Raw genomic sequence first — 21,729 nt, 5'->3', positions numbered from 1 at the left:
TCAATGTCCTGCGTTGGCGGACTTGCGGCGGCGCACCTGGGTGACGCGGGCGGCCAGCAGCGCGAATACGATCACGCCAACCAGCAGCAGCAACCAGACCATGTGCCGTTCCCACTTCGATTGCGGATTGCCGTCGTGCGCGAGGCGAGTGCCATAAGGATCCTGGCGGTCGAATTCGCGCACGACATCAGTGCCGTCAAGCACGGCCAGATCGCCGCGCAGCAACCGGAACGGTGCGCTGAACGACGGTGCCTGTGCGCCGAGGTCGCTGTAGAGAACGCCCAGCTGGCCGCCGGACGAACCCACCTGCACCACCGCGGCGTGATCCAGGCCGCTGACATCCAGCAGCGGTTGCGACGTGCCACCGACGCGCAGGTGGCCATCCTTCAGGCCGGCCACATCGACACCGGCCGGTGCAACGCCGAAGGCCAGCCATGGCGCGCCCGGGCTGACCGCGGCACCGGCGTCGACCACCTTCAGTTCCGACACCTCCGGCGAAGCGCCCACTGCACTGGCCACCGCGATGACCTTGCCCAGCGAGGCCGGTGCATCCTGCAGCCAGGCGCCGGGCACGAACACCTGGTTGCCGCGTGACAGCTGGCTGCTGGCACCGACGAAATCACTGCCCAGCGAGCGCTTGGCCAGGGTCAGGTGGCTGCTGGGCAGGATCGAGACTGGATAGCCGGTCGCCGGATCGTGGCAGTAGGGGCGTGCCGGTTGGCGCAGGAAGCTGACACGGATCTCGTTGCGCGCCGACAGCGCGTAGGCCGGTACCTTGGCCACCAGCCGTTGCGGTTGGCCGTTGGCCGACAGCACCTTGCCGCCCAGCAGGTAGTCGTTGAGGTAGATCGTGGCCACCGCGCCCTGACCCGCCGCATTGGGGGCCGCCGAGACATCGATCACCACTTGCTCGGGCAGGCGGCCATCGGCCGACAGCGTGCCCAGATCGAAGCTGGCGCTGCGGTCGGCACGGGTCACCACATCCATGGTTCCGGCGATGTTTCCGAGCCGGCTCAGCAGTACCTGGTCACCGTCCAGTTTGGGCGTTCCTGCTGCGCTGACCTGCAGGCTGCGGCCCAGCGCATAGCTGCGCCACTGTTCGGCGAACAGTCCGGCCACCTTGCCCGCTGCCGCCGGGTCGACCACCAGCGTCGGACGGCCCGCAACGGCCACCACGCTGACCGAAGCGTTGGCGGCGGGCTTCTCCAGGCCGCTCATGTCAGTACCGCGCCACGCAGCAAACGCTGCGCCCGCATCGGTGCCCGCCGCGCCGACCTGTGCGGCCAGCGCGTCCAGCGCTGCGCGTACGCCGGCGCGCAATGCCTCGCTGCCGATCATCACATCGGCGGCAAGCGGCCCGCTGTCACGCAACGACAGCAGCGCCCCCACTTCGGCCAGATCCTTGATCGCGTGCACGCGTTCGCCCGTAGCCAGCGCTGCATAGGCCGGCACGCCCTGCAGGCTGGCCGGGACGCTGATGCCGGCCAGGTCGACGCTGTCGCCGACCTTGGGCAGCGCCACCACCTGCACCTGCTTGCCGCCGGCCTGCAACGCGGTACCAATGCGCCAGGCGGCATCATAGGTTGGCGCCTGCAGCGCCTTGCCCTCCACCAGCAGGCGCACCCGCGGTGGCAGCGCGCCCCAGGCCTTGGCGACGGTATCCACGGCACGCCCATCGAAGCGGTAGCTGAAGCGCGAATCCGGCGACAACCGCAGCACATTGGCCGGCGCGCTCTGGTCGGCACATTGATAGTCGGACACGATCGACCACCAGCCGACACCGACCCGCACGAAGCCGTTCTGGCGGGGTTCGCCATCGATGGCCAGCAGCTGGCTGGCATCGCCCTGGGCATCGGTGATCGAACGCGCGGCGACCGGATCGCCATCCACCGACCACAGGCCTGAAGTGCGCCCGGCGTGGCCACGCACATAGCGCCCATCGAGCTGCAGCTGCGCATCGCGGGTGGCAACGCCGGCCGGCACCGGCAGGTAGACCTCGCGCTGGCTCTCCTGCCCACTGAGTACCAGCGGTTGGCGGAAGCCGAGTTCGCGCAGGGTCATCTGCCGGCTCACCGTGCTGTCGCCGCTCCATTCTGCGAACTGGCCGGCGACGCTGTCGGCGGCGTGGGCACTGCCAACCGCGCACGACAGGACGAACGCGGCGGCGGAAACAAACAGGGGACAGCGGCCGGTCTGGCTCATGGCGTCACTTCATGGAGAGGGTGGTGGGCGGCACCGCCGCTGCGGAGACCGGGCGAGAACTCGGGAAGAGGAGCGCCACGCAGGGCGGCGACGATGCGGGCGCTGGCGCGGCCGTCGCCATAGGGACTGCCATCGGGGTCGAAACGGGTCGGCTGCGGTGGCTGCGCCAAGGCCGCATTGACCCCCTCGACGATGCGCGAGGGCGTGGTCCCGACCAGCGTCACCACACCGGCCTCGACCGCCTCCGGGCGCTCGGTGACGTCGCGCATCACCAGCACCGGCTTGGCCAATGCCGGCGCTTCTTCCTGCACGCCACCGGAGTCGGTGAGGATGACGTCGGCGCGCTGCATCAGGCGCACGAAGCGCAGGTAGTCCTGCGGCGGCACCAGGTGCACGTTGTCGAGGTTGCCCAGGTGTGCGTTGACCGGTGCCTGGACGTTCGGATTGAGGTGCACCGGGTACAGTACCTGCAGGTCCGGCCGCTGGGCCAGTTCGGCCAGCGCACGGCAGATGTCCTCGAAGCCCTGGCCGAAGCTCTCGCGGCGATGGCCGGTGACCAGCAGCAGGCGGCGCCCGGGGTCGAGCATGTGGAAGGGTTCGTCGGCCTGGGCACGCAGTGCCGGATCGGCATCCAGGCGCTGCACGGTCTGCTGCAGGGCATCGATGACGGTGTTGCCGGTGACCAGGATCTGCCCGCCCAGATGCTCACGGGCCAGATTGGCGCGCGAGCCGGGAGTAGGTGCATACAGCTGATGACCGACCACGTCGATCACCCGCCGGTTCATCTCCTCCGGCCATGGCCGGTTGATATCGCCGGTGCGCAGGCCGGCCTCGACATGGCCGATCGGAATGCGGTGGTGGAACGCGGCCAGGGCGGCGGTCATCGCCGTGGTGGTATCGCCGTGCACCAGCACGCGATCCGGGCGGACCTGCGTGTAGAGCGCGTCAAGCCGCTCGAACAGCCTGGAACACAGGCCATTGAGGGTCTGGTTGGGCACCATGACATCCAAGTCATGGTCGGCGGTGATCTCGAACAGCGACATCACCTGGTCGAGCATCGCCCGGTGCTGGCCGGTGATGCAGACCACCGATTCGACATCCGCAGCCTGGGCCAGGGCGCGCACCAGCGGCCCCATCTTGATCGCTTCCGGCCGGGTGCCGAACACCGACAGGACCTTCACCGGGGTGCTCCGGAAGGCCGGTGCTGGAAAATGCCAGGAGCTGTAGCCACGTCTGGATCCTTTCGGCGTTACCGTCCAATGCCCGCAGGCAGGAGACGGTCACCTCATGAGGAAACTCCAAATTCGCGACGTCCATCACAATCGATTGATGGCACGTGCGTCGTGGCAGTGATCTTCATCGTTGGAAGATCAAGACGCAGTCAACGCCGCCCGTGGGACGGGCGACGTTGCGGCGGAACGCAGCAGGGGCAGCCGCCCGGGCGGGCTTACTCGTACTGGATGGTGAAGGTGGCCTGGCCGTTCGCGACACCTGCGCCGACTGTGCCAGCCTGGGTCTGCACATAGCGCGCACGCAGCGGCAGCGCCATGACGCTGGTCCCCGGCGCGGTGGTGCCGACGTTGATGGTCTGGCCGAAGCGCACTTCGCGCTCGGTGGTGCCAACGCGCTGGACCATCTGGATGCCGATGCGGGTGGCGCTGTTGGTGGCCGCGCTGAGCTTCAGCACGCCCGGCATGTTCGAGCTGTCCTGGTCGGCATCGAGACGGATGCCGATCTTGCTCTGGTAGGCGGCAACATTGCTGCCCTGGCAGTTCAGGCGGATCTCGAAATCACGATCGACCGCGCGCGAACCGACACCGGTGAAGGTGGTGTTGGGCACGCTGCCGAAGTCGACGGCGATGTTGCGGCTGCCGGCCTGCACTTCGCAGGTCGGGCTGACCACGGTGGTGCCCGAGCCCTTGAAGGTCGAGGTCAGCACCGGGCGACCGGGGCCATCACCGTCGAAGTAGTAGGTGGTGAAGCGGCCGTTCGGCGCGATCACGCCCGAGCCGGTCTGGGCAGCGGTCTTGATCAGCTGGATGCGGAACGTGCCTCCCACCAGCGAGATGGTGCTGCTGCTGCCGAAATTGATGGTGTGCGGATAGTAGGTCTGGATCGCACCGGAGTCCCGGTACAGGCGGATACCTACGCCCGCCACATCGGTTTCATAGACGTTCGAGAAGCCGGCCACCGGACGCTTCTGCGCGGCGTTGACGTACTCGCCAGTGGAACGGCCACCGGACCAGTCGCAACGTGCCACGCTGTTCTGCTGGTTGATCGGCTCGCTGATCTCCTTGATCACGCCACCGACCGGCGTGCTGGGCAGGATCACGATCTGGCCCATGTCCATGGTCACGTCCTGCGCGGTGAACCAGCTGGACTGGATGCGGCACGACGCGCTGGCCTGCTGTGCCAGCAGTGCGCCACCCAGCAGTACAACGCCCGTCAGCGCCTTGCGGCCACGGGAAGAAATCATCGGCATGCTGCCTCCAGCGGGATGAAGCCGGTCTTGGACGCATCGGCGCCCGCCGGAACCTGGTAATCGATGGTGCAGCGCTGGTCGGCACCGGCGCCCCACTCCACCAGCAGGCGACCCTGGTTCTTTTCACTGCGCACGTACAGGCGGCCGCCCTGGCTGACCATGCCGACCGGCTGGCCCTGCTCATCCTTGACCTGCGCACCGAACGGCATGCTGCGGCCATCCGGGTTGCGTACCTGGATCAGCAACGCGTTGCCCTTGCGGGTATCGAAGCGCAGGTAGCTGATGGCACCGGCGAACGGTGCGATCGACTGGCTGGTGCTTTCCAGCTCGACGTCGTGGGCCATGCCCTGCGGATCGAGGGTGACGGTGTTGAGGCGGTACGGCGACACGTACGGCACCACGGCGTAGCCGCGGCCATCGACGCGCAGGCCCGGGGCGTTGCTGACGATCGCATCGCGCGCGCCCGGGGCCTCGACCAGCACCATGGTGTCGCCACGCTGCGGGGTGAACGTGAAGCCCCCCGGATGCACCACCACGCTGCCGTTGGCACCGACCGAGGCCTGGCGGAAATCACGCGAGTGGCTGTAGGTGGCATTCAACGCGGAGTAGCGGCTGCGGTATTCGGCATTGCCGACCGCCGTGGTGCCACCCTCGCGGGAATCGGACAGGGCCACGCCGTAGCTGAAGTTGTTGTCGACGCCGGCCGAACCGGTGATGCCGACGCGGCTGTTGTCGTAGCCACCGCGGTCGCGCACGCCGAGATCGGCACTGAACGACACCGGGTGGGTACCACGGCCCAGCGGCACGCTCATCGACAGCAGGTACTGGGTGTCGGAACGGCCGAGCACGCCTTCTTCGGTGCGCAGCGCCGAGAATCCGTAGTTCACCGAACGCCAGGCGTTGTTGTAGCCCACCTGGTACTGCTTGGAGGTGCCGGAGCGGTCATAGAAGTCACGCACCGAACCGGTCACGTACAGCGCACCGCCACGACGGCCCAGTGGCTGGTTCAAGGTCACCTGGAACTGGCTGCGCTGGCGACCACGGGTGGTCGGATCGATGCCGCGCTTGTCCGAGTCACGGCCATACAGCGCGTCCTGCAGGCTGTAGAAACCTTCGGTCGAGTAGCGGTAGGCGGCCAGGGTCAGGTTGGTGCCGGTCTCACCGATCATGTTGCTGTAGCTCAAGCGCACGCTGGCGCCGGTGTGGCTGCCGTAGTGGTCGAACGAGGTGCGTGCATGGGTGACGTCTGCCGCGAAGGCACCGACCCGCGTGGACAGGCCGACACCGTACAGCAGCGACAGGTAGCCATCGCTCAGCGCGCTGCCGCCGTACAGGGTCAGCTGGTTGCCGATGCCGCGCTGGTAGGTGCCCTGCACCAGCCAGGGTTCGTCGGCCAGCAGCTTGTTGCGCACCTGGCCGGCGGTCAGCGAGTAACGCGACACGCCTTCGCGCAGCATCTGCGGCACCGAGCCGAACGGCACCTTGAATTCGCGGCGGCGGCCGTCGGCCTCGATCACGCTCACTTCCAGGTCGCCGCCGTAGCCGGTCGGGTACAGGTCATCGATGACGAAGTTGCCCGGCGAAACGGTGGAGGAGTAGATCAGCTGCTGGTTCTGGCGCACTTCGATGCGCGCATTGGTCTCGGCGATGCCGCGCACCACCGGCGCGTAGCCGCGCAGCGAATCGGGCAGCATGCGGTCGTCGCTGGCCAGGCTGGCACCGCGGTAGCCGATCGAGTCGAACAGCTCGCCTGTGGTATAGGCCTCACCGATGGTGAGCATGCCGCGCACCTGCGGGATACCGCGCTGTGCGTAGGTGGCAATGCTCTGCCAATGGCGGCCGTCACCCTCGGACCAGGTCAGGTTGGAGTCGTGGCGGAACTGCCAGCCGCCCAGGTTCAGGCCGGCATTGAGGCCGAGATAGGCACTGCGGTTGCGCTGGCCACCTTCGACACGGCTGTTGCTGTCGATGGCATTGAAGCTGTAGCCGACGAAACCGGCATTGATGCCGCGGTCCCACAGCGCCGGGTTGACGTAGCCGCGCGCCTCGCGGCGCAGGAACACCTGCGGGATGCTGAGGTCGTAGCGCAGGTTGCCGCTGTCGTAGACACCATAGGCATTGGCCATGCGCTGCTGCACCGGCACGCAGCTGGTCGTGTCGGTCGGCAGCGTCGGGTCCTGCTGCAGCAGCACGGCCTCGCTGTCCACGCCCATTTCTTCCAGCATCGGCAGCGGCAGGCAGGCGTCGACACGGCCCTGTGCATCGGCCTTGAACTGCAGGTCACGACGGCCCTGCCAGGCGCCGTTGACGTAGACGTCGACGCGGTAATTGCCGGCCACCATCGGGTTGCCGTTGCTGAAGGCCGCCAGGTCGACCTGCTTGGCCTGGCCGGACAGGAAGCTGGAATTGAACTGGGCCGATTCCGGTGCACGCGCATTGGCCGCACCACTCTGCGCCATCAGCGCCTGTTCGCCGAGATTGGCCGGTGCAGCCAGCGCCCATCCTGGGCAGGCCGCGCCAACAACCAGCAGGCAAAGCGCCTGATGGATCGACAATGTCAATCTGTTTCCGATCACACTGACATTCCTTCAATTCGCCGCACGGCGGCGGTGGCGGGATGCGCAGGCCCTTGGCCGGCGCGGCGCGTTCAGCTCCCGGTGCTGTCGAGGCGGACGGAGTGCTCGACCCGGCCGCCGTAATCATTGATGGTGACGAAGCGCACCTGCTGCGTGCCCGCCGGTGCGGCGAACTCCAGGCTCTGCTTCGGCGCGACCATCGCGCCCTTGTCCTCGACGGCCTTTTCGCTGCTGCCGGTCACGGCATGCACTTCGGCCAGAGTGACGTGGAAGGGGCTCGGGTTTTCCACCCGCAGGTGGTCGCCATTGCGGGTCCAGCGCAGCGCTGCCGGTGCGTCGTTGGCGACGCCCTTCAGGCCCTGCGGCCGGTAGAAAAGCTTCAGGCGCGAACGGAACGCCACCTGCAGGTAATTCTGGTCACCACTGTCGGCGTTGTCCGGCGACGGCGGTACGTCCAGCACATTGAGCCAGAACACCGTCTCGCGATCGGTCGGCAGCTGTGCGCCGGAGAAGATCAGGCGCAGCGCCTGGCTGCGGCCCGGCTCGACGCGCGCGATCGGCGGCGTCAGCACGAACGGAGCATCACTGGTATCGGCGGTCTGGTTGGCGTCGCCACTGTCGATCCAGGCCTGGACCAGTGCGGGCGAGTCGCCCACGTTGTCGACCTGCACGGTGACTTCGCGCGCCTGTGCCGGGTAGATCACCCGCGTGCCATTGACCACCACGCCGGCCAGTGCGTTCTGGCAGAGGGGCAGCGTGAACGCTGCCAGCAGCAGCGCCCGGGGAAAGAGTGCTTTCATCGGAAGTACTACGCTCGAGGGGTGTGGCCAGGGGCCGCGGAGCACTGGCCGGCGCGTACGCCGGCCAATGCGGGTACAGCTACGATCAGTTGTAGATGATCGTGTACTTGACGCTGCTGGTGACGTCGCCCGGGGTGGCGGCGGCAGTGGCGTAGTACTCAGCGTAGTAGTTCAGGTCGGCCGAGCCGTCGGTGCCGACGGTGACCCACTGCGAGTTGGTCTGGGCCAGGCCAGCGCCGGCAGCCTTGATCGGCAGGAACTGGTTGTTCGAGCCCAGCAGCTGCAGCTGCACGTTGGTGGCAGCGTTGGCCGAGGCCTGGTTGACCAGGCGGCCGCTGTTGAAGTCGACGGTCGAACCCGGCTCGAAGTAGGTGGCGACGTTGCCGGCGCTGCACTTGGTCAGGTTGATGGCGAACGGGGTACGGCCCGCAACGGCACCGGCGGTAGCCAGGGTGTTCTTCGACACGGTCGGCAGGGTCACGGCGAAGTCCTTGCCGCCCGGGGTCGAGATGGTGCAGGTCTTGTCGGTCACCTTGCCATTGAAGGTGATGGTGCCGTCGGCGGCGTTGGCGGCCAGCGGAGCGGCGGCCAGCATCAGAGCGGCAATGAGGTTGATCTTGTGCATTCGCTTTTACCTAACCCTACTGAAGAGATGAGAAGTAGAGGAGGAAGCAAGGAGCACTGCCGGGCTAACAAGACCCATCCTTGCGTCTCACCTGTGGCCGGACTCGGACATACCTTCCCCTGAATCCGTGACGCAAGTATATGCACAACTGTGATGAAAGTCTCATTATTTTTCTGAACGCCAATTCATTGACGCCCTAAATGTGACGTGATAGGCGGAATCAGCACCTGGGACGCGTGGAAGCTTTGACGACGGGGCCGCCAGGTCGCGGACAACCGTGGATGACGCGTTGAGAGGCGCGTTCGGCAGGCGCGGAAACAGGCATTTTTCAGGCGGAAATCACCTTATTTGATGCGCATCACTCTTTCTTGGTGATGGCCCTAGCAGATTCGGATTTGTCCTATTAAAGGCGGATCGATCCTGTCGCTAACTAGGACACACCGAACCAGAGAACGTGTCATGAGGAATTCCATTCTGCTATGTGTGGCCCTGATGTCCGTCAGTGCGCTGGCCCAGGCCAGCAGCGGCAGCATCCGTTTCAGCGGCCGCATCGCCGAGCCGGGCTGCACGACGAACCTGTCCCAGGGTGAGCTGAGCCTGGCGGCCTGCCCGCCGTCGGCCAAGGGCTCGACGGTGGAAGTGACGGCACTGGCCGATGGCCAGGCCGCGATGCTGCGCGATGGCAAGCGCCAGGGCCAGAAGCTGTCGGTGTCGGCCAGCGCGATGCGCGCCGGCGATATCGCCTTCTCCGAGCGTTACAGCGTGCAGGCTTCGAAGCAGCAGCCGCTGCAGGGCGCCTACCTGGTGGTGGTCGACTACCTGTAAGCCGACGTATTTACGCCGGCGGCAGCTCGAAGACCTGGCGCAGGTAGGCCAGGTAACCCGGGTCGTCGCACATGCTCTTGCCGGGCGAATCGCTGAGCTTGGCCACCGGCTGGCCGTTGCAGCGGACCATCTTGATGACGATGTTGAGCGGCGTCGGGCCCAGGTCATTGGTCAGGTGGGTGCCGACGCCGAACGCGACCTGGCAGCGACCGCGGAAGTAGTCGTACAGGCGCATGACCTTGGCGATGTCGAGCCCATCGCTGAACACCAGCACCTTGCTGCGTGGATCGACGCGACGCTGCTGGAAGTGCGCCAGCATGCGGTCGCCCCAGTCGAACGGATCGCCGGAGTCATGGCGCACACCGTCGAACAGCTTGCAGAAATACATGTCGAAGTCGCGCAGGAACGCGTCCAGGCCGACCACGTCGGACAGCGCGATGCCCAGATCGCCACGGTACTCGCGCGCCCACGATTCCAGTGCCGCCACCTGCGAATCACGCAGGCGCGGGCCGAGCGCCTGGAACGCCTGCAGGTACTCGTGGGCCATGGTGCCGTGCGGGGTCATGCCGTACAGGCGCGCGAAGTGGACGTTGCTGGTGCCGACCAGCTGCGGGCCGAGTGCATCGCGCAGCAGCGGCAGCAGCCGCGCGTGCCAGTCACGCGAGTAGCGGCGACGGCTGCCATAGTCGGCAATGCGGCATTGTTCGAAGCCGGGGGTATCGCGCAGCAGCGCGGCCTTGGCCTGCAGGCGGCGCTCGCCTTCGGCGAAGTCGGCCGTGGTGGTGTTGCGGAACCAGACTTCGTTGATGATCGCCAGCAGCGGCACTTCGAACAGGATGGTGTGCAGCCACGGGCCGGTGATGTCCAGTTCGATCTCGCCGGGCACGGCCGTCGACGCGCGCAGCTGGATGTACTTGCGGTCGAGGTGGAACAGGCCGAGGAAATCGGCGAAATCCGGCTTCACGAAGCGCAGGCCACGCATGTAGTCCAGCTCCGCGTCGCTGAAGCGCAGGCTGCACAGGTGGTCGATTTCTTCGTCGATCTGGTCGATGTAGCGGGCCAGGTCGATGCCGGGCGTACGGCACTTGAACCGGTACTGCACCTGGGCGCCGGGGTGCTGGTGCAGCACCGCCTGCATCATGGTGAACTTGTACAGGTCGGTGTCGAGCAGGGACTGGATGATAGGCATGGAGCGGATTATGCGCCCGGCGGCGTGAACCGGGGTGCCTGCGGCCACGCTCGGCTCACGGGGAACAGCATTGGTAGATCCACGCCATGCGTGGATGCTCCTGCGGCGCTACAGCGACCTGCGCAGCAGCCTCGGCACCAGCATCGCCGCATGCGCCCAGATCGCGGCCCACACCGCAACGCGTACCGGCAGCGACCGCTGCTTCGCTTCGAACTTCTGGAAGTAGCGCCACAGCCCCCTGTGCTTGTGCCATTCCACGAAGAATGGCCGCGAGCGGCTGGAGACGCCGCGCACATGGGTAACCTGCAGGTCGTTGGCGATCGCCACCACCGCGCCGGCCTCGCGTGCGCGGCGGCACAGATCCAGGTCCTCGGCATGCAGGCGGTAACCCGCATCCCAACCACCGATGCGCTCGAACAGGGTACGCGGCATCATCAGCAGCGCACCGGACAACGCCGGCACGGGCTGCACGGCCTGGTGTGGATCGCGCGGAACCGCCAGCTTCGAGCCCTTGCCCGGCGAGCGCAGCATCAGCAGGAAATCCGGATCGCGACGGCGCACCGCTTCATCGGCGTGGCCGTGCTCGTCCACCTGCTCCACGCCCAGCAGGCAATCGCCCAGCACCTCGCCACGGCTGCGCAATTCGGTCAGGGTGTCCGGCTCAATCATCAGGTCCGGGTTGATGAAGGCCAGCCACGGGCTGTGCAAGTCGGCCACGCCCTGGTTGTTGGCGGCGGCAAAGCCGGGATTGTCCGGATTGCCGACGAAGCGCACGCGCGGGTCATGGCTGGCATGCCGCTGCACGATGTCCAGCGTGCCATCCAGCGAACCATTGTCGATCACCCGGATCTCGGCGATGTCCTGCGCCTGGCGCAGGCGCGACAGGCAGGCATCGATGGTGCTGCCACTCTGGTAGGTGACGACGATGGCGGCAATGGTTGCATTCAAACGTGAGGCTCCGGCGCGGGCGGGACAAACAGGTCGCCCTGTTCCTTCGGCATTATCGCCTGCCGCATGCGCTGCTGCAGGTCGTCACGCAGACCGTGCAGTGGATCGTGCATCAGGAAATCGGCCAGCCGCGGCACCCAGGCCGGCCAGCGTGCCGCCAGGGCCTCCAGGTCGCCATCGCGGCTGACCGCCTCCCCTGCCCGGCTGACGAACGCGGTCTCGCACAACACATTGCGCCACCCCAGGCCCGCCACGCGCAGGCTGAGATCGATCAGCGCGGCATTCCAGCCGGCATAGCTGTCCACGTCCAGGCCACCGGCACGGCGGCGCGCGTTGCCACGTACCAGCACCGCGTGGGTGACCGCCGATGGCAACTCCGGGTGCAGCGTCGGCAATGTAGCGCAGGTATGCGCCAGCAAGGCCGGGTCATGGGGTTCGGGATTGATCTCGCCCAGCCGTGGCCACGCCGCGGTCTCGCCGGCATTGCACCAGGGGGTCGCGGTGGCGATGGCGGCATCGCGGGCGAAGGCATCCTGCAACTGCTGCAACCAGCCGGGCGACGGCACGCTGTCCGGCGCCAGCACGGCCACGTCCAGGCCATCGCAGGCGCGCAGCATCTCATCCAGATGGGCAACCTCGCCCAGTGGCCGCGCGCGCCGGGTGTACTCGGCCTGCAGCGGCGTATGCGCCAACCAGTGCTCGACCACGGCCTGCGCACGCGGCCCTGCCTGCGCGTCATCGGCCAGCCAGACCGCGGTGCCCGGCGCGGTGCCGGCATCCAGTGCGGCCAGGCAGCGGTCGAGCGCGGCATCGTCCACACACAGCGGCAACAACACGATCGCCCCCATCCCGCCTCCGTGGTTGTCGGTGGCCACAGCGTAGCACCGGGAGGGTATCGGCCGGGTTGCACCCGGCGCCTGCAGAGGCCGGAGCCGAAGCAACAGCAGAAGCCGGCTATCCTTGGAATGGCGGGGTGGGTCCGGTTGCGGGGGACGCCGTAAACCCATCCTTGGGGCTTGGCCGCGGCATCCATGCCGCGGACGCCCCCGCAACCGGACCCACCCCGCCTTCGACAGATTTCTTCGCTCTGCCAGCAAAAGCTGGGGTCAGATCCGTTTTCCTCTGGAAAACGGATCTGACCCCTTTTTCTGATTTCGAAATCTGACAGACAGTCATCCACGCATGGCGTGGATCTACCGTGTCGACCAAGGTCGACACCTACCAACAGCAGCACACTGTCGAAGGCGGGCACTGTGGGTTTGCGGGGTGTGAGCCGCATGGATGCGGCGACCAAGCCCCCATGGTGAAGTGACCCCCGGGAGTTGGACATCAGATCCAACCCCGAGGGATACATGAACAGATACGACGCGCGTTTCAAACTGCAGGTCGCCAAAGAGGCCTGCAAGACCTCCACATCGGTCAAAGCCGTTGCTCGTCGCTACGGCCTGGAGTTCTCCACGGTCAGGCGCTGGGTGGCGACCTATCGGCTGCATGGTTGGCGCGGGTTTCGCCGCCAGGCCCAGTCCTATGACCTCGCATTCAAGCTGGCTGTCCTGAAGAAGATGGGCCAGGACGGCATGTCCGGGCGGGAGGCCGCCACTTACTTTCAAATTGGCGATGCCGGCGCGGTGGGTCGGTGGCGTCGCCTGTATGCTCAAGGCGGTGCCCAAGCGCTGGCACCACCTCCGCCGCCGCCCCGAAAGCCGATGAAAAAGACCCGCTCGTCCAAGCCACCTGAGGAAATGAGCCGCGATGAGCTGCTCAAGGAAGTCGCCTATCTGCGTGCGGAGACCGACTACCTAAAAAAACTCGATGCCTTGATCCGGGAAGAGCAGGCGGCGCAGGACGCAAAGCGCAAGCCATCCAAGGATTGAGGCAGGTTCATACGCTGTCGCTTCTGCTCGAAGCGGCAGAGCTGTCACGCAGTACGTTCTATTACCAGAACCATGTCCTGGCCCATCCGGATCAGGATGAGGCAGCCCTGTGCGAGCGCATCCGGGCAATCTACGATCAAAGCCAAGGGCGCTATGGGTATCGCACGGTGACGCTGGAACTGGCCAATCAGGGCCATCGGACCAATCACAAGCGGGTACAGCGCCTGATGGGGGAGATGGGCCTGAAATCACGGGTACGCGTGAAGCGCTACCGGTCCTTCAAAGGGGCCGCCAATGTTGTGGTTGGCAATGACCTCAATCGCCAGTTCCATGCCGAGCGGCCCAACCAGAAGTGGGTGACCGACGTCACCGAGTTCAAGGTGCAAGGCATGAAGCTGTACCTGTCGCCGATCATGGACCTCTACAACGGTGAAATCGTGGCTTATCAGATCAAGCGCCAGCCTGTGTTCGATCTGGTAGGTCAGATGCTGGAGGAGGCCATCAAGAAGCTTTCGCCGGATGAGCGGCCAATGATCCACTCCGACCAGGGCTGGCAGTACCAGCATGAGAACTACCGGCACATGCTGGAAAAGCACTCGTTGAAGCAAAGCATGTCCCGACGTGGCAACTGCTTGGACAATGCGGCAATGGAAAGCTTCTTCGGGACGCTGAAGTCGGAGTTCTTCTACCTGAACAGATTTGACAGCATCGAAAGCCTGGAGGCCGGGCTGGTGGAGTACATCAAGTACTACAACCAAGAGCGAATCAGATTGAAATTGAAGGGGCTAAGCCCGGTAAAGTACCGGGAACAGGCCCAAGCAGCCGCCTGACCCCACCGTCCAAGTCTCGGGGGTCACTTCATGGATGGGTTTACGGCGTCCCCGCAAACCCACAGTGCCCCGCCATCCCTCAGTAAACCCGCTGTTGCTTTGGCTGTTGCCGTTGCTCTGGCCTCTGCGGGTGCCGGGCGCCGCCCGGCCGTAACCCCTTACTTCTTCGCGCGCGGCTGGTTCAGCGGCTCCATCGCGCGGAAGCGCTTGCTGTACTCATCGGTCAGGTTGCGCGATTCCTGGTTGTTGCGGACGATGGTCGGGGTCAGCAGCACGATCACCTCCGAACGACGGCTGGTGCGGGTCTTCTGCCCGAACAACGCACCGACCACCGGGATCCTGCTCAGGCCCGGAATGCCGCTGCTGCCATCGGTGGCCGAGTCGGTGATCAGGCCCGCCAGCATGATGGTGTCGCCGCTCTGTACCGCCGCTTCGGTGGACAGCTTCTTGGTCGAGATGCGCGGATTGCAGTTGCGCTCGTTCGGGTTGCAGGCGTCCGGCACGTCGGAGGCGCTGCTGACCTCCTGCACGATATCCAGGAACACCGTGCCATCGCGGGTCACGCGCGGGCGCACCTTGAGGATCACGCCCGTGTCGATGTACTGCACCGAGCTGTAGGTGCTGGTGCCCACGCCGGTATTCACCGTGGTGGTGTTGATCGGCACCTTGTCGCCAACGTTGAGCGTGGCCTCGGCGTTGTTGCGCACGAACACCGACGGTGTCTGCAGCAGGCGCAGGTCGGTGACCTTGTCCAGCGCGCTGACCACGGCGGCCGCGTTGTGACCGGTGAACGCCCAGCCTACGCCATCGTTGCCGGTGACACCGCCGGCGAAGGTATTCCACGAACCGCCCGCTGCCGGCGGCAGGGTCAGGCCCGCCAGTGCGCCGGTCAGCGCACGACCGGCCACGGCGTTGTCGAAGAACCAGTTCACGCCGTATTTCAGGTCACCGGTCAGCGCGACTTCGGCCACCTGTGCCTCGATGTGCACCTGCAGCGGCATCACGTCCAGCTTCTCGATCACCTCGCGGATCGAGCGCCAGGCCTGCGGGGTCGAGCGCACCAGCAGGGTGTTGGTCTCCTCCACCGCCGACACGCCGACGCGGTCGCCCTCCACTTCCAGGCTGACACTGACGTTGCCGGGCTGGCGCTGCGGCAGGTTCAGGCTGCCGTTGCTGCTGCCACTGCCACTGCTCCCGCCCAGCGTCGAGCCGAGGGTGCTGCTGTTGTTGTCCATGCCACGATCGCCGTCACCGCCCAGCTGCGACGGGATGGCGCCTGGCGCCAGCGAGGCCGGGCTGGAGGCGCCGCGGTTGCCACTGCTGGCGAAGGCCTCGCTGAGGCGCTCGGCCAGATCGCGTGCCTTGATGTAGCGCAGCTCATAGGAGAACAGGCGGGCGCTGCCACCTGCGGTGTCGATGCGATCCAGCCACTGCTGGATCTGGTCCAGGTAGCGTACCTGCGGCGTGATCACCAGCACGGCGTTGGCGTTCTCCAGCGGCAGGAAACGGAACATGCCAGCACTGGGCGTCTTGCTCTCTTCGCCGAACACCTTTTCCAGGTCGGCCGCGACCTGCTCAGCCTTGCCCGACTGGATCGGGAACACGCCCACCGACATGCCCGACAACCAGTCGACGTCGAAGATCTCGACGGTGCGCAGGTAGTTTTCCAGTTCTGCGCGCGTACCACCGAGGGTGATCACGTTGCGGCCGCTGTCCACATTGACGATGGCGTTGGGACGCGCATACGGCTCCAGCACCTTCTTCATCTCGGTGGCGGAGATGAACTGCAGCGGGACCACGCGGACCTCGAAGCCGCGTGCGCTGGCCGCCGGCGCGGTGCTCGGCGCGACCGTGCCGGCCAGCGCCTGGTCGGCGGCGACGATGTTGTAGCGGCCGCCGCTGTAGACCATGCGCGCGTTGTTCCAGCCCAGCACCATCTCCAGCAGGTTCAGCGCCTGCGCCGGCGAGACCGGCTTGGGCGTGGCCAGGGTCACCGTGCCCTGCACGCCCGGTGCAATCACGTAGTTCTGGCCAAGCATGTCGCCAAGGATGGCCTTGACCACCGCATGCAGCGATTCGCCTTCGAAGTTGAAGGTGGCCTCGCCGGTGCTGGCGCCATGCAGCGCCGGGGCCGGTGCGCGCGCGGCCTCACGGTTGATCATGGTGCCGGTGCCGCGACGGATCACCGCCTGCGGTGCGCCCTGGCTTTCGCGGGCGGCATCAGCAGCGACGTCGGCCGCTTGGCCGGCAGCGGCGCTGGGCGACAGGTTGCCGTTGCGCTGCACGTGCGGCGCGGACACCGTACTGCAGCCGACCAGCAGCGTGAGGGCAAAGGACCAGGGAAGAAAACGCAGGTTCATGCATTCACTCTATCGGTTGGTGCCATCGCCCGGGGGCGGCGACGGTTGTTGCTGCTGTTGCTGCAGCTGGCGGCGGCGGGCCTGGATGCGTTCGCGGATGGCCTGCATCTGCGCTTCGCTGGGACCGTTGTTGTTGGCCGGTGGTGTTTTTGCAGCTGACGCCGCAGGTGTGGGGGCATTGCCGGCGGGCGGCGTCGGAGGGGTGGCCGCGACCGGGGACGGCGCCGGCGGAGCACCCGCCGAAGGCGGCACAACGATCGCACCTGCAGGCGGTACACCGTTGGCACCGCGCAGCACCGTCGGCGGCTCACCGCCCTGGCCGTTGAACACGGCCAGTTCCAGGACCTGGTTGCCACCGGGGCCGATCACCGTCGCCTGGCGCGGCTGCAGCGCGACCAGCTGCCAGCCATCCACGGCTTCGCCGTTGAGACGCAGGCGCAGCGAGCGGTTCTGTTCGGTGGTGAAGGTGGCCATGCCGAAATCGCCGGTCAGCAGCACGCCGGTCAGGCGCAACGCGGCACTGGCCGCCGGTTCGCTGCCCCCCAGCAGATAGGGCCGCGGCCTGCGGTCTTCGGCGAACAGCGGGCGCTCTCCGATCGCGCTGTAGCTGTCGGCGCTGGCCATGCGCTCTGCAGCCAGCGGCGGCAGCGATGGCAGCGATGGCGCGGCGTCGGCATCACCGTCGGCGCCCGGCAGCTGGCTGCCCAGCCCGAAGACGGTTGCCAGCCAGACCGCCGCCGCCCAGCCGGCCAGTGCCAGCAGGAAGCCGGTACGCAGGCTGATCTGCTCAAGCTTCATCGGCCACCTCCTGCCCTTCGGACGGGGGCGCCGGCTGGGGCGCCGGCGTGGCCTCGGCCGGCGAAGCAGCCGGCGTCGGCGCTGCAGCGGGCGCCGGAACCGTGCCATCGGCGGCGGCGCCTGGCAGCAGATAGCCGGCCAGCTCGAAGGACACATCCAGGCCCAGCCCCGATTCGTTCGGCGATTGCTGGAAGCGCTGCGCGATCAGGTTGAGGTTGTCGACGAACAGGCGGGGGCTGCCGGTTTCGAGGCTGTGCAGCACGGTGGCCAGTTCGGCCACGCCGCAGCGCAGGCGCACCTGCATGGCGACGCGCACGAACTCGGCATCGCGCCGGTTGTCGGTCAGCGGCGTGCGGTTGCTGATGGTGCAGCTGCGGTTGCCCGGGCTGGCCATCGCTACCGCATCCTGCAGCCGGGCGCCCAATGCAGCGGCGGCAGCTTCGGCGGTGGCTTCGCGCAGGAAGCCTGGCCGCTGCTGCAGTGCCTCGCGGGTAGCGCGAAGGCGCTGTTCGATCTGCGGCTGCTGCTGCAGCTGCGCCTGCACGCGCGACTCGCGTTCGCGCAGGGCGGCGACATCGGCGTCGATCGCACGCAGCGGCTGGGTGAACCAGGGGTGCACCAGCAGCAGATAGGCCAGGCCCAGCACTGCCAGCAGCAGTGCCAGCGCCAACCAGCGATCACGGCGTGCGCTTGGCATCGGCATCGGCCGCCTCCGGGGTCTGTGCTGCGGCCGGCAACGGCTGCAGTTCGGCGGTCATGGTGAAGCGGTCGCGGCCACTGGCCGCGCCATCGGCCTGCAGCACCCCGGTCAGGTTGACCTTGCGCCACTGCGGTGCGTCCTGCAGCAGCTGCACCAGCTGCGATGCCTCGCGGCTCAGGCCGATCAGCTGCAGGTTGTTGTTCTCGATCGCCAGCTTTTCCAGGTAGGTGCCTTCCGGCAGGCGCCGGGTCAGTTCGTTCCAGATCTCCACCGTACCGGCGCGCTGGCTGCGCTGCTTCTCAAGGAATGCAGCACCATCGATCAGCGCCTGCAGCTGCGCGCGTTCGCTGGCCACGCCACGCGCGCTGCGCGCGCTGCGCTCGACCTGCGCACGCAGTTCGTCGGCGGCGGCCTGGCGGTTGTCCAGCAACTGCACCGCGGCCAGTACCAGCATCACGACGGATGCCGCTGCCAGCAGCAGGTTCCAGCGCCGCATCGGGTCTGGCCGCAATTGGCGCTGCGCGGGCGGCAGCAGGTTCACCTGCAACACGTTGCCCTGCGCATCGATGGCATCGACGCCGGCCAGCGCATCGGCCCATTGGCCCACCCGCATGCGCCATGCTTCCAGCTGCCGCAGTGGCCACGCCACCAGTTCGACCTGCAACTGCCCTTCACCGCCCGCGCCGAGTTCACGCACGTCATAGCTGACCTGGGACGCTTCGAACGGGGTCTGCCGGTCGATCTCGAAACCGACCACGGCACGCAGGCGGTCGGCCGCCGCGGCGGGCAGGCGCAGCGTGCGCCGCAGCACATCCGCCGCGGGCAGCAGCCACACCCGGGGCAGGCTGCGCAGGCGCGGCTCGAGTACCCGGTCCAGTTCCACCGGCGACAGCGGCCACGGCAGGCGCGCCACCACTTCGCGGCGTTCACCGGCCTCACGCCAGACCTGCAGCTGGTCGCTCTCAGGCTGCAGCAACAGGCGGGCCTGGCCCCAGCCCAACGCCCATTGCCAGCGCACCGGTACCCAGGCCAGCAGCGACTGCCGCCACCAGCGCAGGAAACGGCCAGCGCCCGGGCCGATCCGGCCCTGCACCTGCCGCAGACTGTCCTGCCACGCCGTCATCTTGCTGTCATTCCCTGCTCCCAGCGAAGCACTGTGTAGGTCCGCCCGGGAACCCCGCCCGAGCCACTGCGTATCACTGCCTGCAACACCGACCTGCGTCCACTGCTGTCGATGGCAGCGGACTCGATACTATAGGTGCCGCTGCTGCTGGCAAGCGTTGTCGTACCACCAGCGGAATCTGCATCACGCTCCTGCTGGGCGCGCTGCGCCAGCACGGCATCCGCATCCAGGCCCAGTGCGGTCAGCACCGGTGCGCCGGCGAACTGGGGATCCGGCCGCGCCTGGCGGCTGTACAGGGTCAGGTGCGGCAACATCGCCCGGTACAGCGTGCCGCGCATGCCCAGCACGCGCTGCAGCTCGCCCAGGGTCTCGAACCGCTTGTTGCGTGGGCCATAGGGCAACCCGGCTGCGGCGTAGTCCTGCGCTTCGGCACCACCGCCCGGCTGCAGCAGGCTGTCCTCGTCACGCCAGTCGATGATGGCCCCGGCCAGCTGCCGGGCCTGTGCATCGTCTTCACCCAGTGCCTTGAGGAAGGCGGCCAGCAGCGCGGCATCGGCCAGGTTCAGGTTGATCTTGCCGTTCTCGTCCAGCACCTTGATCTCGATGCTGGCGTCGTCGAACTGCCAGCGATAGGTCCGGCCATCGGCACGCCAGGGCGCGCGCTGCGGATCGGCCGACAGGCGCAGCAGTGCATATTCGAGGCCGGCGCGCGCACGTTCCTGCCCGCGTGCATCGTCATCCAGCACGCGCTGCTGCAGGTGTTCGACCCGTGCGCTCAGCGCGAATGCGCCGACCAGCGCGGTCATCAACGCGATCAGCCACAGCACCAGCACCAGTGCCGCCCCACCCTGATGCCTCATCGCGCGCCTCCGCTGCCACCGGCGCGCAGCGCCACCACCAGCGGCGGCCACGGCGCACCCCGGGCCGGCGCGATCTGGATCTCCACCAGCATCGGCAGGCGGCGGGTGTCGTCCCAGCGAGGCATCCAGTCAGTCACCTGCCCGGTGCTGGCATCGATACCCCGATAGCGCAGCTGCACCGACTTCAGGTTTTCCACCAGCACCTCGGGCGGGCGCGGCGGGTTCTCGGCGATGCGCTCGCCTTCCTGCAGCAGCACCAGCTCCAGCAGCAGGCGCTGGTGGCCATCGTGTCCGTCGACCTGCAGCGCATGCAGGTAGGGTCCGCCACGGCCGAGGTAGCCGGGCAGGTCGGCGGCGAACAGCATGCGCTGCTCTTCGCCCTGGAAGAAGACCGGCTCGCGGGTGGGATCCGGAACTTCCAGCGGCGTGCGCAGCGCAGCCGCCAGCTGCCTGCGCAGCAACGATTCCACCGCGCGCATGCGTTCGCTTTCGGCGGCGATCTGCTCGCCGCGCTGGCTGACCGCCATCGCCGAGCGCACGCTGGCAAAGGCCAACGCCAGGCCGCCGGCCAGCAGCACGGTGGCCAGCATCACTTCGACCAGGGTGAACCCTGCGGCGCGGCGCCTCACCGGGCATTCTCCAGGTCGGGCGGCAACAGGCGCAGGCTGCGCCAGCGCAGCTGCTCGCGTTCGCTGTCGCCCCAGCGCACCTGCAACTGCAGCTCCGCCAGCCATGCAGTACCCGGTGAGGTCGCCTGCCCGACAGTGCCGGCGCGGGGCTCCACCCACGGCTGAACCTGCAGTTCCCAGTGATAGCGCCCCTGTTCCCAGTCACCCTGTTGGCTGCCCACCTGCAGCGGCGTGTCGACACCGGCTTCGGCCAGCAACGACTGGGCGTGCAGCACCGCGCGCGTGCGCAACTCGGCATCGCGCACCTGTTTTGCGCCGCCGGACAGGCTGCCCAGCAGCAGGGTCAACGCCAGGCCCAGCAGGGCGAAGGCGATGATCACTTCCAGCAGGGTGAAGCCACGCGCGCGCCGCTTCATTGCGCCCGCCAGGGGCCGGAGCGGACCTCGCCAGTGAGCCAGCCGACGTCGACGCGCCATTCGGCGCCGTCGCGCTGCAACCGGATGCGGCCACCGCTGGAGCCACCATCGGGATGGAATTCGATCACGCCCTGCCCCGGCGCGGTGGCCAGCTGTGCGGCACCTTCGAACTGCACCTGCAGCTGTGCGGGCACCTCACCGTGGCGCTGGTTGGCGCCTTCCCAGCGCCGCCGCGCCGGCTCGATGACGAAGCGCTGCGGTTCACCGCGGGCGATCGCCTGCGCGCGCACCATGCGCAGCTGGCTGGCGATGTCCTTGCCTGCGCTGCGCAGCTGCATGCCGGCGAAGCCGCGCGACAGGCCGGCGGCAGTGATCAGGCCGATCGCCGCGATCAGTGCGATCACCAGCAGCATTTCCAGCAGCGACAGTCCCGCCGCGCGCCTGCCGTGCAGGCGCGGGTGGGGCAACCGGCGCGGCAGGAAATACGTCATG

General features: G+C 67.4%; 19 protein-coding genes. 2 read left to right on the top strand and 17 right to left on the bottom strand.

Annotated elements, in window-relative coordinates; translation table 11 throughout:
• From ACUDTM_RS15505 to ACUDTM_RS15480, 6 genes are all read right to left on the bottom strand, one after another.
• Complete coding sequence (locus ACUDTM_RS15505) at positions 1 to 2,202, bottom strand: hypothetical protein (protein WP_445391402.1); 2,202 nt, start codon at positions 2,200 to 2,202, stop codon at positions 1 to 3.
• On the bottom strand, positions 2,199 to 3,383 hold the full coding sequence (wecB, locus tag ACUDTM_RS15500; protein WP_088496286.1) for a non-hydrolyzing UDP-N-acetylglucosamine 2-epimerase: 1,185 nt from the start codon (positions 3,381 to 3,383) through the stop codon (positions 2,199 to 2,201). Before wecB ends, ACUDTM_RS15505 begins: the two co-directional genes overlap by 4 nt.
• 266 nt (positions 3,384 to 3,649) lie before the next feature.
• Complete coding sequence (locus ACUDTM_RS15495; RefSeq protein ID WP_227838176.1) at positions 3,650 to 4,684, bottom strand: fimbrial protein; 1,035 nt, start codon at positions 4,682 to 4,684, stop codon at positions 3,650 to 3,652.
• A complete protein-coding gene (locus ACUDTM_RS15490) occupies positions 4,675 to 7,239 on the bottom strand; it encodes a fimbria/pilus outer membrane usher protein (protein ID WP_100477550.1) in 2,565 nt (854 codons plus the stop codon). The genes ACUDTM_RS15495 and ACUDTM_RS15490 overlap by 10 nt, the downstream gene beginning before the upstream one ends.
• A 92-nt stretch (positions 7,240 to 7,331) precedes the next feature.
• Positions 7,332 to 8,060 carry a fimbrial biogenesis chaperone gene (locus ACUDTM_RS15485; RefSeq protein WP_353080392.1) on the bottom strand — a complete coding sequence of 243 codons (729 nt, stop codon included), beginning with the start codon at positions 8,058 to 8,060 and terminating at the stop codon, positions 7,332 to 7,334.
• Positions 8,061 to 8,145: 85 nt separating this feature from the next.
• A complete protein-coding gene (locus ACUDTM_RS15480; protein ID WP_005415238.1) occupies positions 8,146 to 8,685 on the bottom strand; it encodes a fimbrial protein in 540 nt (179 codons plus the stop codon).
• 459 nt (positions 8,686 to 9,144) lie between these two features.
• Between ACUDTM_RS15480 and ACUDTM_RS15475 the strand changes: the two genes are divergently transcribed.
• A complete protein-coding gene (locus ACUDTM_RS15475; protein ID WP_072167823.1) occupies positions 9,145 to 9,510 on the top strand; it encodes a hypothetical protein in 366 nt (121 codons plus the stop codon).
• Positions 9,511 to 9,520: 10 nt separating this feature from the next.
• Here the strand turns inward: ACUDTM_RS15475 and pncB are convergent, their stop codons facing one another.
• The 3 genes from pncB to ACUDTM_RS15460 form a co-directional block, all read right to left on the bottom strand.
• Entirely contained in the window at positions 9,521 to 10,699 is a 1,179-nt protein-coding gene (gene pncB, locus ACUDTM_RS15470) for a nicotinate phosphoribosyltransferase (RefSeq protein WP_005415236.1), read from the bottom strand.
• A 108-nt stretch (positions 10,700 to 10,807) separates the two neighbouring features.
• A complete protein-coding gene (locus ACUDTM_RS15465) occupies positions 10,808 to 11,647 on the bottom strand; it encodes a glycosyltransferase family 2 protein (protein ID WP_353080390.1) in 840 nt (279 codons plus the stop codon).
• On the bottom strand, positions 11,644 to 12,495 hold the full coding sequence (locus ACUDTM_RS15460; RefSeq protein WP_445391401.1) for a glycosyltransferase family 2 protein: 852 nt from the start codon (positions 12,493 to 12,495) through the stop codon (positions 11,644 to 11,646). Before ACUDTM_RS15460 ends, ACUDTM_RS15465 begins: the two co-directional genes overlap by 4 nt.
• A 504-nt stretch (positions 12,496 to 12,999) precedes the next feature.
• Between ACUDTM_RS15460 and ACUDTM_RS15455 the strand changes: the two genes are divergently transcribed.
• A protein-coding gene (locus ACUDTM_RS15455) for an IS3 family transposase (protein WP_445391216.1) occupies positions 13,000 to 14,351 on the top strand; the annotation gives its coding sequence in 2 pieces (ribosomal slippage) (positions 13,000 to 13,447 and positions 13,447 to 14,351; 1,353 coding nt in all).
• Between the two features lie 158 nt (positions 14,352 to 14,509).
• Here the strand turns inward: ACUDTM_RS15455 and gspD are convergent.
• Genes gspD through xpsH form a run of 8 tightly spaced genes read right to left on the bottom strand, consistent with a single transcriptional unit; the run spans position 14,510 to position 21,728 of the window.
• Complete coding sequence (gene gspD / locus ACUDTM_RS15450) at positions 14,510 to 16,711, bottom strand: type II secretion system secretin GspD (protein ID WP_072168889.1); 2,202 nt, start codon at positions 16,709 to 16,711, stop codon at positions 14,510 to 14,512.
• Positions 16,712 to 16,720: 9 nt separating this feature from the next.
• Positions 16,721 to 17,509 carry a general secretion pathway protein GspN gene (locus tag ACUDTM_RS15445; RefSeq protein ID WP_072168888.1) on the bottom strand — a complete coding sequence of 263 codons (789 nt, stop codon included), beginning with the start codon at positions 17,507 to 17,509 and terminating at the stop codon, positions 16,721 to 16,723.
• Positions 17,499 to 18,212 (bottom strand): type II secretion system protein GspM, encoded by a 714-nt coding sequence (gene gspM, locus ACUDTM_RS15440; RefSeq protein WP_061478433.1) that lies wholly within the window; start codon positions 18,210 to 18,212, stop codon positions 17,499 to 17,501. Before gspM ends, ACUDTM_RS15445 begins: the two co-directional genes overlap by 11 nt.
• Complete coding sequence (locus ACUDTM_RS15435; protein ID WP_188241608.1) at positions 18,187 to 19,332, bottom strand: PilN domain-containing protein; 1,146 nt, start codon at positions 19,330 to 19,332, stop codon at positions 18,187 to 18,189. The genes gspM and ACUDTM_RS15435 overlap by 26 nt, the downstream gene beginning before the upstream one ends.
• Entirely contained in the window at positions 19,329 to 20,192 is an 864-nt protein-coding gene (locus tag ACUDTM_RS15430) for a type II secretion system minor pseudopilin (RefSeq protein ID WP_353080389.1), read from the bottom strand. The genes ACUDTM_RS15435 and ACUDTM_RS15430 overlap by 4 nt, the downstream gene beginning before the upstream one ends.
• Positions 20,189 to 20,821, bottom strand: coding sequence for a type II secretion system protein J (locus ACUDTM_RS15425; RefSeq protein ID WP_072168885.1), 633 nt, complete (start codon positions 20,819 to 20,821; stop codon positions 20,189 to 20,191). The genes ACUDTM_RS15430 and ACUDTM_RS15425 overlap by 4 nt, the downstream gene beginning before the upstream one ends.
• A complete protein-coding gene (gene xpsI / locus ACUDTM_RS15420; RefSeq protein ID WP_061478437.1) occupies positions 20,818 to 21,237 on the bottom strand; it encodes a type II secretion system protein XpsI in 420 nt (139 codons plus the stop codon). Before xpsI ends, ACUDTM_RS15425 begins: the two co-directional genes overlap by 4 nt.
• Entirely contained in the window at positions 21,234 to 21,728 is a 495-nt protein-coding gene (xpsH, locus tag ACUDTM_RS15415) for a type II secretion system protein XpsH (protein ID WP_049417201.1), read from the bottom strand. Before xpsH ends, xpsI begins: the two co-directional genes overlap by 4 nt.
• Position 21,729 lies beyond the last annotated feature (1 nt).

It is taken from the genome of Stenotrophomonas maltophilia group sp. vghtpe118 (assembly GCF_052605195.1).
The sequence above is the reverse complement of the archived record's forward strand: the minus strand, read 5'-3'. Positions and strand labels throughout refer to the sequence as shown.

Coding starts and splice junctions, on each gene's coding strand:
- ACUDTM_RS15480 (WP_005415238.1), bottom strand. CDS start 8,685: ATGCACAAGATCAACCTCATTGCCGCTCTGATGCTGGCCGCCGCTCCG.
- gspM (WP_061478433.1), bottom strand. CDS start 18,212: ATGCCGATGCCAAGCGCACGCCGTGATCGCTGGTTGGCGCTGGCACTG.
- ACUDTM_RS15460 (WP_445391401.1), bottom strand. CDS start 12,495: ATGGGGGCGATCGTGTTGTTGCCGCTGTGTGTGGACGATGCCGCGCTC.
- ACUDTM_RS15485 (WP_353080392.1), bottom strand. CDS start 8,060: ATGAAAGCACTCTTTCCCCGGGCGCTGCTGCTGGCAGCGTTCACGCTG.
- pncB (WP_005415236.1), bottom strand. CDS start 10,699: ATGCCTATCATCCAGTCCCTGCTCGACACCGACCTGTACAAGTTCACC.
- ACUDTM_RS15445 (WP_072168888.1), bottom strand. CDS start 17,509: ATGAAGCTTGAGCAGATCAGCCTGCGTACCGGCTTCCTGCTGGCACTG.
- ACUDTM_RS15505 (WP_445391402.1), bottom strand. CDS start 2,202: ATGAGCCAGACCGGCCGCTGTCCCCTGTTTGTTTCCGCCGCCGCGTTC.
- xpsI (WP_061478437.1), bottom strand. CDS start 21,237: ATGAAGCGGCGCGCGCGTGGCTTCACCCTGCTGGAAGTGATCATCGCC.
- ACUDTM_RS15435 (WP_188241608.1), bottom strand. CDS start 19,332: ATGACGGCGTGGCAGGACAGTCTGCGGCAGGTGCAGGGCCGGATCGGC.
- ACUDTM_RS15430 (WP_353080389.1), bottom strand. CDS start 20,192: ATGAGGCATCAGGGTGGGGCGGCACTGGTGCTGGTGCTGTGGCTGATC.
- gspD (WP_072168889.1), bottom strand. CDS start 16,711: ATGAACCTGCGTTTTCTTCCCTGGTCCTTTGCCCTCACGCTGCTGGTC.
- xpsH (WP_049417201.1), bottom strand. CDS start 21,728: ATGACGTATTTCCTGCCGCGCCGGTTGCCCCACCCGCGCCTGCACGGC.
- ACUDTM_RS15495 (WP_227838176.1), bottom strand. CDS start 4,684: ATGCCGATGATTTCTTCCCGTGGCCGCAAGGCGCTGACGGGCGTTGTA.
- ACUDTM_RS15475 (WP_072167823.1), top strand. CDS start 9,145: ATGAGGAATTCCATTCTGCTATGTGTGGCCCTGATGTCCGTCAGTGCG.